The sequence below is a fragment of the Pseudomonas sp. C9 genome (genome assembly GCF_002000165.1).
Taxonomy (GTDB): Bacteria; Pseudomonadota; Gammaproteobacteria; order Pseudomonadales; family Pseudomonadaceae; genus Aquipseudomonas.
Map to the genome: position 1 here is coordinate 3,751,378 of NZ_MPAK01000001.1, position 17,690 is coordinate 3,769,067.

The window sequence follows — 17,690 nt, forward strand, 5'->3', positions numbered from 1 at the left end:
AAGCCCCGAGGTTCGCACCCCGGGGCCTTTTGCATTGCAGCGAAGGTTTATGCCGCTTTCGCTTCCGGCTGGCTCAGCGAGCGGTTCAGTGCGCTAAACAGCGCCTTGAAGCTGGCGGTGGTGATGTTTTCATCAATACCCACACCGTGCACCGCACGTTCACCGTTCACGCGCAGTTCAATGTAGGCCGCAGCCTTGGCATTGGTGCCCGCGCCGATGGCGTGCTCGTTGTAGTCCATGATTTCCACCGGGATCGGCAAGCCGGCCACCAAGGCTTCCAGCGCGCCATTGCCCTTGCCGCGCCAGTGCAGGTTGGTTTCGCCCTGACCTTTGCTGGAAACTTCCACTTCCACGGCGCTGTGACCGTTTTCTTCCTGCAGGCGATGGCTGACCAGCGCGTACGGGGTGTTGGCTTGCAAGTACTCGCTATGCAGCAGCGCGTGGATCTGCTGAGCGGTCATTTCAAGGCCCAGACGATCGGTTTCACGTTGCACGACCTGACTGAACTCGATCTGCATGCGGCGTGGCAAGTTGATGCCGTATTCCTGCTCCAGCAGATACGCGATACCGCCCTTGCCTGACTGGCTGTTGACGCGAATCACCGCCTCGTAGCTGCGACCGATATCGGCCGGGTCGATCGGCAAGTACGGTACTTCCCACAGCGCATCCGGTTTCTGCTGGGCGAAGCCCTTGCGGATTGCATCCTGGTGCGAGCCGGAGAATGCGGTGTGCACCAGGTCGCCAACGTACGGGTGGCGTGGGTGTACCTGGATCTGGTTGCACTCTTCGACGACCTTGCGCACGCCGTCGATGTCGGAGAAGTCCAGCTCAGGGTGAACGCCCTGGGTGTAGAGGTTCAGTGCCACGGTCACGAGGTCGACGTTACCGGTACGCTCGCCATTGCCGAACAGGCAGCCTTCGACACGGTCGGCGCCGGCCATCAGGCCCAGTTCGGTGGCGGCCACGCCAGTGCCACGGTCGTTGTGGGTGTGCAGGCTGATGATCACGCTGTCACGACGGTTGATGTGACGGCCGAACCATTCGATCTGGTCGGCGTAGATGTTCGGGGTCGCGCATTCGACGGTGGCCGGCAAGTTGAGGATCATCTTGTGCTCAGGCGTCGGGTTCCAGACCTCGATCACCGCGTCGCAGACTTCCTTGGCGAACTCCAGCTCAGTGGCGCTGAAAGTTTCCGGCGAGTATTCGAAGGTCCACTCGGTGTTCGGTTGCATGGCTGCGTATTTGACGAACAGCTTGGCCGCGCTCACGGCGATTTCCTTGATCCCGTCCTTGTCCTGATTAAAGACAATCCGGCGGAAAGAAGGGGACGTCGCGTTGTACAAGTGAACGATGGCTTTTTTCGCCCCGCGCAGGGATTCGAAGGTGCGTTCGATCAAGTCTTCACGGCCCTGGGTCAGCACCTGAATGGTGGTGTCGTCCGGGATGTGGTTGCCTTCGATGAGGGTCCGCACGAAGTCGAAGTCGGTTTGCGACGCTGCCGGGAACGAGGCTTCGATTTCTTTCACGCCAACCGACACCAGGGTTTTCCAGAAACGCAGCTTCTTGACCGCGTCCATTGGCTCGATCAGCGACTGGTTGCCATCGCGAAGGTCAGAGCTGCACCAGATCGGCGCCGCGGTGATGGTCTTTGACGGCCAGGTACGGTCCGGGATGTCGATGGTCGGGAACGCGCGGTATTTCGAAGACGGATCTTTGAGCATGCTCATCGGGGGAATCCTTATTGTGTGGGCCGAAAAAAGGCGGCCTGCCGGTGGATCAAATGTTCTTGGGGAAAAGCGTGGGGCGAGGCACCGCGATTCAGCCCGGCAGTCGTGCGCTGACGAGGCACAGGCTGCGGTGCTGGCGAAGCTGAATGAGGGTGTGAAAGGTTTTCATGCCTTCAACCCTAACCGCGGGGGGAAAGGATGGCAAGTAGTCGAAAAAAATTGAGAGGAATACCCGGAAAGCCGGGTTAATCGAGATTTTATTGCTGCGAATGGCGGTGATTGTTTTGATGATTGCGCGAGGTTTGCGCACTGCGCAATCGGAGAATTGCGACGTCGGCCTCTTGGGCACGGCTATGCTTAAAGCCTGATCATGGCAGGAGTCGGACATGAACGAGTCGGACTGGAAGCGGTATAGCGCGTTGCGCCCGTTGGCTCATGAGCGGATGTGTATCCGGATCATGGAGGAGGTCGAGCGCGCAGTGCTGGACAAAAGCCTGGCGCCTTACGAGCGGATTGAAGCCACTGAAGAGCTGCTTCAGTCCCGGCAAAAGGAGTTGTATTGGGCGTTTGGTGTGTTCAGGTTTTCACGCCATGAGGCGCGATCGCACTTGTTGGGGTTGTGCGCGCGGGAGTTGATCACGGCTGAAGAGTTGACCGGGTTTTCGCAGGAGACCCAGGAGTGGATCAAGCATTGCCTGGCGGACCGGGAAGCCCATGGGATTGAGGACCTTGAGGCTGAATAGCGGCGGCGCCTGTGAGGCCGCCTTCGCGAGCAAGTCGAATCGTCGTACCGCCGCTCCCACATTTAACCGCGATCTAATGTGGGAGCGGGCTTGCTCGCGAAGAGGCCGGCTGCCTCAACAACTATTTATGGCTGAAACGCCCCGATAAAAATCGCCGGATCCACCCGCGCATCATTCAGGCTGATATTCCAGTGCATGTGCGGCCCGGTCGCGCGGCCCGTCGCCCCGACTTTCCCGACCACTGCGCCACGAGCCAGTTGTTGACCGACCTTCACGTCGATTTTCGACATGTGGCAGAACATGCTGATAAAGCCCTGACCATGATCGACAAACACCGTGTCGCCATTGAAGAAGTAATTGCCGATCAGAATCACCTTGCCCGTCGCCGGGGTCTTGATCGGCGTACCGGCAGGCACTGCGAAATCCAGGCCCGCGTGAGGATTGCGCTCTTCACCATTGAAGAAACGGCGCACGCCGAACTTGCTCGAAAGCGGTCCGTTGACGGGTTTGTCCAGCAGCAGGTTGCTTGGCGTATTCGGGCTGAACGTGCGGTAGGCGGCAATCTGTTCCGCCAGTTCGCCTTCAATACGCTTGAGATTGTCCGGGTTCGGATTGACCTGCTGCGTATTCTTCAGCGTGATGTGTTGTTCCGGGTACTTCTTGTTACCAACAGTGAAATTCAATGTGCGGCCGCCGCTGCTGACTTGCTGCGTGCCCGGCTTGACCGTCAACGGCACGCCGACAATCGCCAGCCAATTGTTCTGTTCCTTGACCACCAGCACCGGTTTGCCTTGGTAGCTGGCTTTCGGCGCTTGGGCCGTGCTGCCCAGATCCACCACCGCCACGCCGCCCGGTACCGGTTTGTTCAACAGGCGGGTGATGTAACTGTCGGCATTGGCGTTGAAGGTCAGGCACAACAACAGCAGTGGAGCTAGAAAACGCGGCATGGATCAATCCAGTAGAGAAAGGGTGACAGGCGTCAGGTGATTGTCTTCGACCCGCACTTGCAGTTCGCCGTCGCCGAGTCTGGCCTTGAGGCGCTGGCCATTGTGGGTTTGCCCGGCGCTGCGGATCGCGTTGCCACGTTCGTCCAGCAAGATGCTGTAACCACGGGCCAGGGTCGCCAACGGGCTGACCACTTGCAGGGTCTGCACCTGACTTTGCAGTTGCAGGCGTCGCGACTTGAGGCCTTCGCGTATCGCCCGGGGCAGGCGTTCGGCAAGGCTGTCGAGGCGTTGGCGCAGCAGTGCCAGTTGACGCCCCGGATGTTGCCCGGCGAGGCGGGTTTCCAGGCGAATCAAGCGCTCGCGACGGGTGTTGAGGCTGCGTTCGAACGCGCGGCGCATGCGCATGTCCAGGTCGTCCAGACGTTGCGCTTGCTGGCGCAGGCGTTCGCCGGGATGGCGCAAACGGCGGGAGATACCCTCCAGACGCAGGCGGTCGCGCATCAAACGGTCGCGCATACGCATCACCAGTCGGCGATGCAGGCTTTCGACCCGGCGCACCAGATCGTTGGAATCCGGTGCGAGCAGTTCGGCAGCGGCGGAAGGGGTCGGGGCGCGGACGTCGGCCACGAAGTCACTGATCGATACGTCGGTTTCGTGGCCGACGGCACTGACAATAGGCGTGACACAGGCGTCGACGGCACGGGCCACGGCCTCTTCGTTGAAGCACCAGAGGTCTTCCAGCGAACCGCCGCCACGGGCCAGGATCAACGCGTCGAAACCACGGGCATCCGCGAGTTTCAACGCACGGACAATCTGCGCAGTGGCTTCGCGACCTTGCACGGCCGTGGGGATCAGCGTCAGCTGGATCTGCGGTGCGCGGCGACGGAACACGCTGATAATGTCGCGGATCACCGCGCCGGTCGGTGAGCTGATAATGCCGATGCGTTGTGGATGCGCCGGCAGCGGCACTTTGCGCTCGGCGCTGAACAGGCCTTCGGCGCTGAGCTTTTCCTTCAGTGCATCGAACGCCAGGCGCAACGCTCCATCACCTGCCGGCTCCACTGTGTCGAGGATCAACTGATAGTCGCCGCGTCCCTCGAACAATGAAACCTTGCCGCGGACTTTGACCGCCAAGCCATCCTTCAGCGCCTGACGAACCCGGGCCGCGTTCTGGCGAAACAGCGCGCAGCGCACCTGGGCGCCGCTGTCCTTGAGGGTGAAATACACGTGGCCGGACGCCGGGCGGGCGAGGTTGGAGATTTCGCCTTCGACCCAGATATTGCTGAACACGTCTTCAAGCAACACCCGCGCGCGGCCGTTGAGCTGGCTGACAGTCAGGACTTCACGGTCCAGGCCGAGTCTTGCAAAGGGATCTTTAATCATGGGGCGCAGTTTAATGGCATTCGCACGTGAATCTCTACGTTGACGAAATCCTGTAGCAGCTGGCGAAGCCTGCGTCCGGCTGCGCAGCCGCCGTAAGATCAGACTGCGCGTTGTGTCAGGACGGATGCGGCATTAGCGACTGCTGCGCCCGAGCGCGGACCGGTCGACGCAGGCTTCGCCAGCTGCTACATGGATCGTGTAACGGCTCCGCGACAGGTACAGTCATCAGCGGTAATCAGGGAAGGTTTTCAGATGACTGTTTTTGAGATGTTGCATCAATGGCCATTCGGTCCAATGGATTGGCTGGTGATCGGGCTGGGCATCGCCCTGGCCTATATCGTGTTTGGCATCGCTGGCTTCGGCACGGCGTTGGTGGCGGGGCCGATTCTGATTCTGTTCATGCCGCTGTCGAAAATCGTGCCGTTGCTGGTGTTGCTCGATTTTGTCGCGGCGTTCGGCAATCTGCTGCCCTCGCGACGCGATGTGGCGAAGCCCGAGTTGTTGCGGTTGCTGCCGTGCATGGCGGTGGGCTGTACGCTGGGGGTGATCTTTCTGTTGAACCTGAAATCCGACGTGTTGCTGCTGTTGATGGGGCTGTTTATCAGCGCGTACGCGATTTACAGCCTGTGGGTCAAAACCCGGCCGACACAGTTGTCTGCCGGCTGGGCGGTGCCGATGGGCACGGTGGGCGGGATGTTCGGGGCGTTGTTTGGCAGTGGCGGCTTTTTATATGCGATCTATTTGAACAGTCGCCTGCCCAAAGAGGCGGCCCGGGCGACCCAGAGTGCGCTGATCAGTTGCAGCACGGTGGTGCGGTTGAGCCTGTTTGCCATCGCAGGCGTGTATGCCGAGCTACCCTTGTTGGTGTTGGCCCTGTGTTTGTTACCGGCCATGGCCCTGGGGTTATGGATCGGGCGGCGGTTGACCATGAGGTTGTCCCGCGAAGCGTTTGTGCGGCTGGTGACGTGGTTGGTATTGGCCAGCGGGATTGCCTTGATCGGGCGGTACTTGAGTGCTTGACCCGATTTCGTCAGGTATTAAGCTGCCGGCCGTCCTGACGCCTTCGCGGGCAAGCCCGCTCCCACATGATCTTGGTCCTACGCACATTTGTGCTCACCAGAGATCCCTGTGGGAGCGGGCTTGCCCGCGAAGGCGCCAGTACGAATACCGCAGAACATCCATTTGACGCAGCAGGCTTGCACCATGAATTCACAAAGCATCATCGTCCCGAAAATCTCCACGTTGCCGGTGCACGAGCCCCGGGCTCGCGCGGTCGTGCGGTGGCTGGTGCGCAAGAACATCATCAATGAAGAGCTGACCACCTGTGGCCGCACGGGCAATCGCATGGCCCACGCCATCGCCGAAGGTGCGCGCGATGTGGTCCTGCATCCAGAGGCCCTGCCGTTCGGCGAGCCGATCAATGGCCTGGAGATCGTCACCAAGCGCTGCATCTATACACCGGCCAAAGGTTTCCTGGGCGAGGCGGGCTGCGCCGAGTGCCGCAAGGAAGTAGGCGAAGCCTTGTTCGAAAGCCTGGAAGACTGGATGCCGGGCCGCACCGATAACTTCACCTGCCCTGAATGCGGGCATGAAGATGACATCAACGGATTTCTGTTCCTGCAGGAATGCGGCTTTTCCAACCTGGGTTTTATCTTCAACAACTGGGCTGAAGCCGGGTTCAAGCAGAGCTTTATCGACGAGTTTGCCGATTGGCTCGATCAGCCGGTCATCTGGGTAAAAGTCGAACTGTAGGAGCACAGCTTGCTGGCGATGGCGGACTTAAGGACGCCATCGCGGGCAAGCCTTGCTCCTACAGAATTCGGCGTTAAATACCCGTCGATCGACCGTGTCGATAATAGACAGAGTTTTACATTGAACCCGAGGGGGTGTCTGACTATAATGGCGCGCTTCCATTTTCCCGCTCGGGAGCCCCCGCGATGCTGCGTATCAGCCAAGAAGCTCTGACATTCGACGACATTCTCCTAGTGCCCGGTTATTCCGAGGTGCTTCCTAACGAAGTCAGTCTCAAGACCCGCCTAACCCGTGGCATCGAGCTGAACATTCCTCTGGTTTCTGCCGCCATGGACACCGTTACTGAAGCCCGTCTGGCAATCGCCATGGCTCAGGAAGGTGGCATCGGCATCATCCACAAGAACATGACCATCGAGCAGCAAGCTGCCGAAGTGCGCAAGGTCAAGCGTTACGAAGCCGGCGTGGTCAAGGACCCGATCACGATCGAGGCGGATGCCACGGTTCGTGAACTGTTCGAACTGACCCGCATGCACAACATCTCCGGCGTTCCGGTACTGCACGATGGCGACCTGGTCGGCATCGTCACTTCCCGTGACGTGCGTTTCGAAAACCGTCTGGACGCCCGTGTCCGTGAAGTGATGACGCCGAAAGAGCGTCTGGTCACGGTCAAGGAAGGCGCCGACAAGAACGACGTTCGCGAGCTGTTGCACAAGCACCGCATCGAACGCGTGCTGATCGTCGACGACAAATTCGCCCTCAAGGGCATGATGACCGTCAACGACATCGAAAAAGCCAAAGCCTACCCGCTGGCCAGCAAGGACGATCAAGGTCGTCTGCGCGTTGGCGCGGCAGTCGGTACCGGTAAAGACACCGGTGATCGCGTCGCTGCCCTGGTCAATGCCGGCGTTGACGTGGTGGTGGTCGACACCGCTCACGGTCACTCCAAAGGCGTGATTGATCGCGTTCGCTGGGTCAAACAGAATTTCCCTGAAGTGCAGGTCATCGGCGGCAACATCGCCACCGGCGCTGCCGCCAAGGCCCTGGCCGAAGCAGGCGCTGACGCAGTCAAGGTCGGTATCGGCCCTGGCTCGATCTGCACCACCCGTATCGTCGCCGGTGTCGGCGTCCCGCAAATCAGTGCCATCGCCAACGTCGCCGCTGCCCTCGAAGGCACTGGCGTTCCGTTGATCGCCGACGGCGGCATCCGTTTCTCCGGTGACCTGTCCAAGGCCATCGTTGCCGGTGCCTCCTGCGTGATGATGGGCTCGATGTTCGCCGGTACTGAAGAAGCACCGGGCGAAATCGAACTGTTCCAGGGTCGTTCGTACAAGGCTTACCGTGGCATGGGCTCGCTGGGCGCCATGTCCCAGGCTCAAGGCTCCTCCGACCGTTACTTCCAGGATTCTTCGGCAGGCGCCGAGAAGCTGGTTCCGGAAGGTATCGAAGGCCGTGTTCCTTACAAGGGCACCCTGAGCGCCATCATCCATCAACTGATGGGCGGCCTGCGTTCCTCGATGGGTTACACCGGCAGTGCCGACATCGAAGAAATGCGCACCAAGCCTGAGTTCGTGCGGATCACCGGCGCTGGCATGGCCGAGTCCCACGTTCACGACGTACAGATCACCAAAGAAGCGCCAAACTACCGCGTAGGTTGAGCCTTCAAGCAAATCGTTAAGCAACCGGGGCTGTTCTATTCAGCCCCGAGTTGTTTCTGAATCACGACTGTTTCTGACTTACTTAGACGAGACTGAATCATGGCCCTCGACATTCACGCTCACCGCATCCTGATCCTCGACTTCGGTTCCCAGTACACCCAGCTGATTGCCCGCCGCGTGCGTGAAATCGGCGTGTACTGCGAACTGCATCCGTTCGACATGGACGACGAAGCGATCCGCGAATTCGCGCCAAAAGGGATCATCCTCGCCGGCGGCCCCGAGTCTGTACACGTTGCCGACAGCCCCCGTGCACCACAAGCCGTCTGGGACCTGGGCGTACCGGTCTTCGGTATCTGCTACGGCATGCAGACCATGGCTGAACAGCTCGGTGGCAAGGTTGAAGGTTCCGAGCTGCGTGAGTTCGGTTACGCCCGTGTCGACGTGGTCGGCAAGAGCCGCCTGCTCGACGGCATCGAAGACCACATCGACGCTGACGGCCTGTTCGGCCTCGACGTCTGGATGAGCCACGGTGACAAGGTCACCAAGATGCCGGAAGACTTCCACATCCTGGCCAGCACCCCGAGCTGCCCGATCGCCGGTATGTTCAGCGATGCGCGCGGTTACTACGGCGTGCAGTTCCACCCGGAAGTGACCCACACCAAACAGGGCGGTCGCATCCTGTCGCGCTTCATCCTCGACATCTGCGGCTGTGAAGCCCTGTGGACGCCGTCGAAAATCGCTGAAGACGCCATCGCTCAGGTGCGTGCCCAGGTCGGTACCGACAACGTACTGCTCGGCCTGTCCGGCGGTGTGGACTCTTCGGTTGTTGCCGCGTTGCTGCACAAAGCCATTGGCGACCAACTGACCTGCGTCTTCGTCGACAACGGCCTGCTGCGTCTGCACGAAGGCGAGCAAGTGATGGCCATGTTCGCCGAGAACATGGGCGTCAAAGTGATTCGCGCCAACGCTGAAGATCAGTTCCTGAACAACCTGGCCGGCGAGTCCGACCCGGAGAAGAAGCGCAAGATCATCGGCCGTACCTTCATCGACGTATTCGATGCCCAGTCCAACAAACTGGACAACATCAAGTACCTCGCCCAAGGCACTATCTACCCGGATGTGATCGAGTCGGCTGGCGCCAAAAGCGGCAAGGCCCACGTCATCAAGTCGCACCACAACGTGGGTGGCTTGCCGGAAGAGATGAACCTCAAGCTGGTTGAACCGCTGCGTGAGCTGTTCAAGGACGAAGTCCGTCGTCTGGGCCTGGAACTCGGCCTGCCGTACGACATGGTCTACCGTCACCCGTTCCCGGGCCCGGGCCTGGGTGTGCGGATCCTCGGTGAAGTGAAGAAGGAATACGCCGACCTGTTGCGTCGCGCCGACCACATCTTCATCGAAGAACTGCGCAAAGCCGACTGGTACCACAAGGTCAGCCAGGCGTTCGTGGTGTTCCAGCCTGTGAAATCGGTTGGCGTGGTTGGCGATGGCCGTCGTTACGCCTGGGTCGTTGCCCTGCGTGCCGTGGAAACCATCGACTTCATGACCGCACGTTGGGCGCACCTGCCTTACGAGCTGCTGGAAACCGTCAGCGGCCGGATCATCAACGAAATCGAAGGCATCTCCCGCGTCACTTACGACGTGTCGAGCAAGCCGCCGGCGACGATTGAGTGGGAGTGATCCTGCACAAACCTTGAAGGTTTGATCGCTGGATAAAAAAGCCGTGTGAGCGTGAGTTCACACGGCTTTTTTCATGGGGCCGCTTTGTCGTATGGCGAGCCTGCGTCCCGTCGTCACGGGCGCTTTGCTGTTTCTTTCACAACTGCGGGTGTATCGTATTCGCCTTTTGCGGGCCTTGGGCCTGCCGCTTTTCATGTGAGGTAGTTGAGTTCATGTCGTTTACCCGTCGCCAAATCCTCGGTGGCCTGGCCGGTCTTGTTGTCGTTGGTGTCGGAGCCGGGGGCGCGTCGCGTTACTGGCTGGGCAAGATGGCCGATGCTGACGCGGGCCACGACTATGAATTGATTGCCGCGCCGCTGGACGTCGAGCTGGTCGCCGGTCACACCACCCAGGCCTGGGCATTTGGCCCGTCGGCACCGGGCACTGAATTGCGCGCGCGTCAGGGCGACTGGTTGCGGGTGCGTTTTATCAACCACCTGCCCGTCGCGACCACTATTCACTGGCACGGTATCCGCCTGCCGCTGGAGATGGACGGCGTACCTTACGTCTCGCAACTGCCGGTGTTGCCGGGTGAGTATTTCGACTACAAGTTCCGTGTGCCGGACGCCGGCAGCTACTGGTATCACCCGCATGTGAACAGCAGCGAAGAACTCGGCCGCGGGCTGGTCGGTCCGCTGATTATCGAAGAGCGCGAACCCACCGGTTTCAAGTATGAAAAAACCCTCAGCCTGAAGAGCTGGCACGTCGATGAAGAGGGTGCGTTCGTCGCCTTCAGCATCCCTCGTGAAGCGGCGCGTGGCGGCACGGCGGGGCGCTTGTCGACCATCAATGGCGTCTCGCAAGCAGTGATCGACTTGCCGGCCGGGCAGATCACCCGAGTGCGCCTGCTCAACCTCGACAACACGCTGACCTATCGCCTGAACATTCCTGGCGTCGAAGCGCAGATTTACGCACTGGACGGCAACCCCATCGAGCCACGCCCGTTGGGCAAGGAGTACTGGCTTGGCCCGGGCATGCGTATTTGCCTGGCAATCAAGGCGCCGGCCGCTGGTGAAGAACTGGCTCTGCGCAACGGCCCGGTACGTTTGGGTACGTTCCGTTCGGTGGCCAACACCGACGCGCCGACCCAATGGCCGCCTGCGTTGCCCGCCAACCCGATTGCCGAACCGGACCTGGCCAATGCCGAGAAACTCAACTTCAATTTCGAATGGGTCGGTTCGGTGTCGGTGAACGTCGACAACGGCAAACCGCCGAGCCTGTGGCAGATCAACGGCAAGGCCTGGGACATCACCGACAAAACCTGTGCCGACCGCCCGATTGCCAAGCTTGAAAAGGGCAAGAGCTACATTTTCGAATTGAAGAACATGACTCAGTATCAGCACCCGATTCACTTGCACGGCATGAGTTTCAAAGTCATCGCCTCGAACCGGCACAAGGTCATTCCGTACTTCACCGACACTTATTTGCTGGGCAAGAACGAACGCGCGCAGGTGGCGTTGGTGGCGGATAACCGCGGCATCTGGATGTTCCACTGCCACGTGATCGATCACATGGAAACCGGCCTGATGGCCGCCATCGAGGTGGCGTGATGCGTCAGATTCGTCCCACCGCCATTATCGACCGCAGCCGTGATCGAGACTTTATGCGCGAAGCGCTGGCCCTGGCGGCCCAAGGTGCCGCGCTTGGCGAAGTGCCGGTGGGCGCGGTACTGGTGCAGGACGGTGAAGTCATCGGTCGCGGCTTCAATTGCCCGATCAGTACCAGCGACCCAAGTGCCCATGCTGAAATGGTCGCGATCCGCGCCGCTGCGCAAGCGGTGAACAACTATCGCCTGCCGGGCAGCACGCTGTACGTGACCCTTGAGCCGTGCAGCATGTGCGCCGGGCTGATCGTGCATTCGCGGATTGCGCGGGTGGTGTATGGCGCACTGGAACCCAAGGCGGGGATTGTGCAGAGTCAGGGGCAGTTTTTTACCCAGGGCTTTTTGAATCACCGGGTGTTGTATGAAGGCGGGGTGTTGGCGGAAGAATGCGGGGCTGTATTGAGCGAGTTCTTCAAGGCCCGCCGAGCCAAACCCGCGGATTGAGCCGCACCGGGTTCTTAACCTGGGAACCCGATCAATGTGGGAGCGGGCTTGCTCGCGAAGGCGGATTAACATTCAACTGAAATGTTGACTGACCCACCGCTTTCGCGAGCAAGCCCGCTCCCACATTTCGATCTCCATTGATTTGGAGATTGGAGGTTACTTGCGTGCGACGATGACCGCACGCATTGGCGCCGGCAGCCCTTCGATCGTCTTGCTGTGATCGTCCGGGTCCAGGAAATCACTCAGCGACTGATACTTCATCCACTCCGTCCCGCGCTGTTCCTCGACCGTGGTGACGCTGACATCCACGCACTTCACATCCGTGAACCCGGCGCGCCGCAACCACAACTCCAGCGCCGGCACCGAGGGCAGGAACCACACGTTGCGCATCTGCGCGTAACGGTCTTCCGGCACCAGCACCTGCTGCTGATCGCCTTCGATCACCAGCGTTTCCAGCACCAGTTCACCGCCCTTGACCAGGCAATCTTTCAGCGCCAGCAAATGCTCGATCGGCGAGCGACGATGGTAGAACACACCCATCGAAAACACCGTGTCGAAGCCTTCCAGCTCCGGCGGCAAGTCTTCGAACGGAAACGGCAGGTGCCAGGCATTCGGCTCGGACAGGTAACGCTGCACGGCCTGGAACTGGCAGAAGAACAGCCAGTTGGGGTCGACACCGATCACGCTGTCGGCACCGGCACCGAGCATGCGCCACATGTAATAACCGTTGCCGCACCCGACATCGAGGATGCGCTTGCCCTTCAAATCCAGATGCGGCGCAACCCGCGACCACTTCCAGTCCGAACGCCATTCGGTGTCGACGTGCACACCAAACAAATCAAACGGCCCTTTGCGCCACGGCGACAACCCCATCAGCGCGGTACGCATCTGCGCGCGTGTTGCATCGTCGCAATCGGTGTCGAGCATCAAGCCGTCCAGCAGATCGACTTCGCTCGGCTGGATCTTCGGCAGTGCGTCCAGCGCGCTTTGCCAGCGCTCCAGGTCGCCGTGACCCTTCTCCATTTTCTTGTCGAGTTGTGCTTGCAGGGTGTTGGCCCATTCAGCAAGCGGTGTGCCGGCCAGACGGCGGGCGAGGGGGGACAGATCAATCATGGCAAGGCAATCAACGAGGCAAAGTTAAGACACTGGAACCACGGCATGACTTTCGAGAACCCGGCGGCTAGCAGGCGCTCGCGGTGTTCTTCGAGGCTGTCAGGCTTCATGACGTTTTCGATGGCGCTGCGCTTCTGGGCAATTTCCAATTCGCTGTAACCGTTGGCGCGCTTGAAGGCGACGTGCAGGTCGGTCAGCAGCGCGTGTTCTTGCGGGTCATTGAAGCGCAGCTTCTCCGACAGGATCAGTGCGCCGCCCGGCAGTAACGACTGGCGAATGCGCGAGAGCAGCGCGGTGCGCTGCTCCGGAGCGATGAATTGCAGGGTGAAGTTCAGCGCCACCACCGAGGTGGGCTGGAAGTCGAGGGCGAGGATGTCGCCTTCAATCACTTCCACCGGCAACAACTCCTGGAACATCGAGTCCTGGGCGTTGAGGTATTCGCGGCAACGCTCGACCATGGCGGCGGAGTTATCCACAGCGATGACGCGGCAACCGTCGGTGCGCACATGACGGCGCAAGGCCTGGGTCACGGCGCCCAGCGACGAGCCGAGGTCGTAGAGCACGCTGTTGGGCTGGGCGAATTGCGCGGCGAGCACGCCGAGGTTTTCAACGATGGTCGGATAACCCGGCACCGAGCGCTTGATCATGTCCGGGAAGACCCGCACCACGTCCTCGTTAAAGGCGAAGTCAGGCACCTGGGTCAAAGGCTGGGCGAAAAGACGATCGGATTCTTTGCTCACGGCGGTTCCAGCGGCATGGGTGGAAAAGGCCGGCATTTTAGCCAAATTGACGGGGGGATGCGCGGGTTGTCTGATAAACCGCTGGGCAGATCTGGATCTTGTGTTTATAGGGAGATCGCTTTCGCGGGCAAGCCCGCTCCCACAAGTACAGCGCTATCCCTGTGGGAGCGGGCTTGCCCGCGATGGACTCAACGCGGTTTCTGGGTGAACGCCGACGCCGTAATCCCCCATTGCCCCAGCCAGTAACTGATGATGATCACGTAAGGCGCCGCATCGAACGGCGCCACAAAGCGGCTGATGCCAATCACGCTGTCGGAGAACACAAACGCCAGCGCGCCTGCCGCCGCCAGCAGCGCCGAGCGTTTCGGCACATCGGAGCCCAGTCGGGCCAGTGCTCGCCAGAGCATTGCGCTGATGGCCAGGCCATAGACAATCACCGGAACCAGCAACGGGCCTAAACCGTGGGAAATCAGAATCCCCAGCAGCACCGCACCCACGGCCAGCGCGATGATCAAGGGCAGCAACGCCAACCGCCGACAATCGCTCAAGTAGGCTTTCAAGTACGCCAGATGCGCGACCAGAAACGCGCCGAGGCCAAACACAAACAAGTCCCCCGGCCACGCCAGCAACACGTCGCCGAGCAGCGAGAAAATCAGGCCAAGGCTGATCCAGCGGCGATAGTCGCTGGGCGGCGCGTCGTGCAGCCAGCCGAGCAGGGCCAGCACCGGCAACGGTTTGACCAGCAGGCAAAGCAACGTCGCGTGTACGCTCACGCCATACAGGAAGGTCACCGCGCCCATCAGAGCCAGAATCAGCCAGCCCACGATCAGTTAACCGAGATTGCGCAGTCGAAAGTTTCCACCGGCAACACTTCCGGGGCCCAGGGTTGTTGCGAGGTCAAGCGCAAACGGCCGGTGCCGGCGGCAAACGCCTGAAAGCGCCAAGTCGAAATACCGGCGCTGCCGACGATGCCGGCATCTTCCGGATTGCTGTACACCTCGGGGCTGAGCGCATGCAACACACCACCGGCCGAATCCTGGATCGCCCAACGGTAACCCGTGGACGGGTTGCTCGGCAGGGTCAGGATCAGGTTTTGCCCGCTGTTGAGTTTCACCGGGCATTGGCTTTGTTTTTCCACGGTCACGTTCTGTTTCGGCTGCGTGGCGCAGGCGGCCAGCAAGGAAAGGGCGAGGGGGACAAACAAGCGAGTGGGGGACATAAGGTCAGCGGCTCCGGCATTCACGACGAACGGCGAGCATAACTGAAGATGAGACAAAGTGTGACAACAGCGGGAATTCGCGGTGTTAGGGCTGACGCCATCGCGGGCAAGCCCGCTCCCACAGTGGATTGTTGTGTGACACAAACGCTGTGTCCACTAAAGAACCCTGTGGGAGCGGGCTTGCCCGCGATGGCGATCGAGCAGGCGCTACATCAATGTCAGAACAGAATCTTCGCCACATCCGCAAAGCGCTTGGCGAAATGCACGGTGATCCCTTCCTTCAGATAATCCGGCAGTTCCTCAAAGCTGCCACGGTTAGGCTCCGGCAGAATCAACTCGAAAATCTTCTGCCGCCGCGCCGCAATCACCTTCTCGCGTACCCCGCCAATCGGCAGTACGTGCCCGGTCAACGTCAATTCGCCGGTCATGGCCACGCCTTTTTTCGGTGGCTGGTTGCGTGCGAGCGAGAGCAGGGCGCTGGCCATGGTCACGCCGGCGCTCGGGCCGTCTTTCGGGGTGGCGCCTTCCGGGACATGCAGGTGGACGAAGGCTTCGTCGAAGAACTTCGGATCACCGCCAAACGACTTCAGATTTGAGCTGACGTAGCTGTAGGCGATTTCCGCGGACTCTTTCATCACATCACCCAGTTGACCGGTGAGTTTGAAGCCACGATTCAGCGTGTGGATCCGCGTCGCTTCAATCGGCAAGGTCGCGCCGCCCATGCTGGTCCAGGCCAGACCGGTGATAACGCCGGTGCCGGACAGCACTTGCTCGTTGCGGAAGACCGGATGACCGAGTGAGGCTTCAAGGTCCTTCGGCGCGATTTTGATCACCGCTTTCGGTTCGTCGATCAACTTCACCACGGCTTTGCGCACCAGTTTGCCCAGTTGTTTTTCCAACTGACGCACGCCGGCTTCACGGGCGTACCCGTCGATCAACGCTTTGAGGGCGCTGTCGCTGATGCTCAGGCTGCCTTTGGACACGCCGGCCTTTTCCAGCTGTTTGGGCCACAGGTGACGCTTGGCGATGGCGATTTTTTCTTCGGTGATGTAACCCGACAGGCGAATCACTTCCATCCGGTCGAGCAATGGGCCGGGGATCGAGTCCAGGGTGTTGGCGGTGCACACGAACAGCACTTTCGACAGGTCCAGGCGCAGGTCCAGGTAATGGTCGAGGAATTCGACGTTCTGTTCCGGGTCGAGGGTTTCCAGTAGCGCGGAGGCTGGGTCGCCTTGGTAGCTTTGACCCATCTTGTCGATCTCGTCGAGCATGATCACCGGGTTCATCACTTCGACGTCTTTCAACGCCTGGACGAGTTTGCCCGGCTGGGCGCCGATGTAGGTGCGGCGGTGGCCCTTGATCTCGGCTTCGTCGCGCATGCCACCGAGGCTGAAGCGATAGAACGGCCGGCCAAGGGATTCGGCGATGGACTTGCCGACGCTGGTTTTACCCACGCCCGGTGGGCCGACCAGCAACACGATGGAGCCGCTGATCTCGCCTTTGTAGGCACCGACCGCGAGGAATTCGAGGATGCGGTCCTTGATGTCGTCGAGGCCTGCGTGGTGCTTGTCGAGCACTTTGCGCGCGTGCTTGAGGTCGAGTTTGTCCTCGCCGTACACGCCCCACGGCACCGAGGTGGCCCAGTCGAGGTAGTTGCGGGTGACCGCGTACTCGGGCGAGCCGGTCTCGAGGATCGACAGCTTGTTCATTTCCTCTTCGATGCGTTTCTGCGCTTGCGGCGAAAGCACTTTGCCGGTCAGGCGTTGCTCGAACTGCTCGATGTCGGCGCTGCGGTCATCCTTGGTCAGCCCCAGCTCTTGCTGAATGACCTTGAGCTGTTCCTTGAGGAAGAATTCGCGCTGATGCTCGCCGATCTTGCGGTTAACTTCGGCGGAAATCTCTTTTTGCAGGCGCGCGACTTCGACTTCCTTGCGCAGCATCGGCAGGACTTTTTCCATGCGCTTGAGCATCGGCACGCAGTCGAGCACTTCTTGCAGCTCGCTACCAGTGGCCGAGGTCAGGGCGGCGGCGAAGTCGGTCAGCGGCGAGGGGTCGTTGGGGCTGAAGCGGTTGAGGTAGTTTTTCAGCTCTTCGCTGTACAGCGGGTTGAGCGGCAGCAGTTCCTTGATGGCGTTGATCAACGCCATGCCGTAGGCCTTGACCTCATCGGTCGGCTCGGTGGGTTGGTGCGGGTACTCGACTTCCACCAGGTACGGTGGGCGATGGTGTTTGAGCCAGGTTTTGATGCGCACCCGGGTCAGGCCCTGGGCGACGAATTGCAGTTTGCCGTTTTCGCGACTGGCGTGGTGGACCTTGACCAGTGTGCCGTACTCGGGGAGTGCGTCGGTGTTGAAGTGGCGCGGGTCTTCCTGGGGGGCGTCCATGTAGAACAGGGCCAGGGCGTGGTGATCGGCTTTGCTGACCAGGTCCAGTGTTTCAGCCCACGGTTCTTCGTTGACGATGACCGGCAGTACTTGGGCCGGGAAGAAGGGGCGATTGTGGATCGGGATGATGTAGACCTTGTCCGGCAGGTTTTGGCCGGGCAGGGCGAGGCCTTTGCCGGTGGTGTGGTGTTCGATTTGTTCGGCTTCGTCGTACTCGCTTGGGTCTTCGGGGAATTCTTGCTGGTCGCTCATGGGGCACCTGCG

General features: G+C 60.5%; 16 protein-coding genes. 7 read left to right on the plus strand and 9 right to left on the minus strand.

What is annotated here, in order from left to right; genetic code table 11:
* Window positions 1-47: 47 nt before the first annotated feature.
* Window positions 48-1,727, minus strand: coding sequence for a 2-isopropylmalate synthase (leuA, locus tag BMS17_RS17550; RefSeq protein ID WP_046026615.1), 1,680 nt, complete (start codon window positions 1,725-1,727; stop codon window positions 48-50).
* A gap of 91 nt (window positions 1,728-1,818) precedes the next feature.
* A complete protein-coding gene (locus BMS17_RS30370; protein ID WP_175648975.1) occupies window positions 1,819-2,115 on the minus strand; it encodes a hypothetical protein in 297 nt (98 codons plus the stop codon).
* On the opposite strand from BMS17_RS30370, the gene BMS17_RS17560 reads away from it, so the two are divergent.
* The gene (locus BMS17_RS17560; RefSeq protein WP_046026612.1) at window positions 2,114-2,470 is read left to right on the plus strand and encodes a hypothetical protein; all 357 of its coding nucleotides are present in this window, start codon (window positions 2,114-2,116) and stop codon (window positions 2,468-2,470) included. The genes BMS17_RS30370 and BMS17_RS17560 overlap by 2 nt on opposite strands.
* 125 nt (window positions 2,471-2,595) lie before the next feature.
* Here BMS17_RS17560 and BMS17_RS17565 read toward each other — a convergent pair whose 3' ends face one another.
* Window positions 2,596-3,417, minus strand: coding sequence for a peptidoglycan DD-metalloendopeptidase family protein (locus BMS17_RS17565; protein WP_077431315.1), 822 nt, complete (start codon window positions 3,415-3,417; stop codon window positions 2,596-2,598).
* Window positions 3,418-3,420: 3 nt separating this feature from the next.
* Window positions 3,421-4,800 (minus strand): exodeoxyribonuclease VII large subunit, encoded by a 1,380-nt coding sequence (gene xseA / locus BMS17_RS17570; protein WP_046026610.1) that lies wholly within the window; start codon window positions 4,798-4,800, stop codon window positions 3,421-3,423.
* A 252-nt stretch (window positions 4,801-5,052) separates the two neighbouring features.
* Between xseA and BMS17_RS17575 the strand changes: the two genes are divergently transcribed.
* From BMS17_RS17575 to tadA, 6 genes are all read left to right on the plus strand, one after another.
* Window positions 5,053-5,820, plus strand: coding sequence for a sulfite exporter TauE/SafE family protein (locus tag BMS17_RS17575; RefSeq protein WP_077431316.1), 768 nt, complete (start codon window positions 5,053-5,055; stop codon window positions 5,818-5,820).
* A gap of 183 nt (window positions 5,821-6,003) precedes the next feature.
* Window positions 6,004-6,552 (plus strand): hypothetical protein, encoded by a 549-nt coding sequence (locus BMS17_RS17580; protein ID WP_046026608.1) that lies wholly within the window; start codon window positions 6,004-6,006, stop codon window positions 6,550-6,552.
* A 185-nt stretch (window positions 6,553-6,737) separates the two neighbouring features.
* On the plus strand, window positions 6,738-8,207 hold the full coding sequence (guaB, locus tag BMS17_RS17585; RefSeq protein ID WP_046026607.1) for an IMP dehydrogenase: 1,470 nt from the start codon (window positions 6,738-6,740) through the stop codon (window positions 8,205-8,207).
* Window positions 8,208-8,306: 99 nt separating this feature from the next.
* Window positions 8,307-9,884: a glutamine-hydrolyzing GMP synthase gene (guaA, locus tag BMS17_RS17590; RefSeq protein ID WP_077431317.1), complete on the plus strand. Its 1,578-nt coding sequence runs from the start codon at window positions 8,307-8,309 to the stop codon at window positions 9,882-9,884.
* A gap of 212 nt (window positions 9,885-10,096) precedes the next feature.
* Window positions 10,097-11,473 carry a multicopper oxidase family protein gene (locus BMS17_RS17595; RefSeq protein ID WP_077431318.1) on the plus strand — a complete coding sequence of 459 codons (1,377 nt, stop codon included), beginning with the start codon at window positions 10,097-10,099 and terminating at the stop codon, window positions 11,471-11,473.
* Window positions 11,473-11,970 carry a tRNA adenosine(34) deaminase TadA gene (gene tadA, locus BMS17_RS17600; protein ID WP_077431319.1) on the plus strand — a complete coding sequence of 166 codons (498 nt, stop codon included), beginning with the start codon at window positions 11,473-11,475 and terminating at the stop codon, window positions 11,968-11,970. The genes BMS17_RS17595 and tadA overlap by 1 nt, the downstream gene beginning before the upstream one ends.
* Window positions 11,971-12,126: 156 nt before the next feature.
* On the opposite strand, the gene cmoB is transcribed toward tadA, so the two are convergent.
* From cmoB to lon, 5 genes are all read right to left on the minus strand, one after another.
* Window positions 12,127-13,083 (minus strand): tRNA 5-methoxyuridine(34)/uridine 5-oxyacetic acid(34) synthase CmoB, encoded by a 957-nt coding sequence (cmoB, locus tag BMS17_RS17605; RefSeq protein ID WP_046026602.1) that lies wholly within the window; start codon window positions 13,081-13,083, stop codon window positions 12,127-12,129.
* Complete coding sequence (cmoA, locus tag BMS17_RS17610; RefSeq protein ID WP_175648976.1) at window positions 13,080-13,859, minus strand: carboxy-S-adenosyl-L-methionine synthase CmoA; 780 nt, start codon at window positions 13,857-13,859, stop codon at window positions 13,080-13,082. The genes cmoB and cmoA overlap by 4 nt, the downstream gene beginning before the upstream one ends.
* A 152-nt stretch (window positions 13,860-14,011) precedes the next feature.
* Complete coding sequence (locus tag BMS17_RS17615; protein ID WP_077431321.1) at window positions 14,012-14,647, minus strand: lysoplasmalogenase; 636 nt, start codon at window positions 14,645-14,647, stop codon at window positions 14,012-14,014.
* A 2-nt stretch (window positions 14,648-14,649) separates the two neighbouring features.
* Window positions 14,650-15,042, minus strand: coding sequence for a protease inhibitor I42 family protein (locus BMS17_RS17620; RefSeq protein ID WP_046026598.1), 393 nt, complete (start codon window positions 15,040-15,042; stop codon window positions 14,650-14,652).
* A gap of 218 nt (window positions 15,043-15,260) precedes the next feature.
* Entirely contained in the window at window positions 15,261-17,678 is a 2,418-nt protein-coding gene (gene lon / locus BMS17_RS17625; protein WP_046026597.1) for an endopeptidase La, read from the minus strand.
* Window positions 17,679-17,690: the final 12 nt, after the last annotated feature.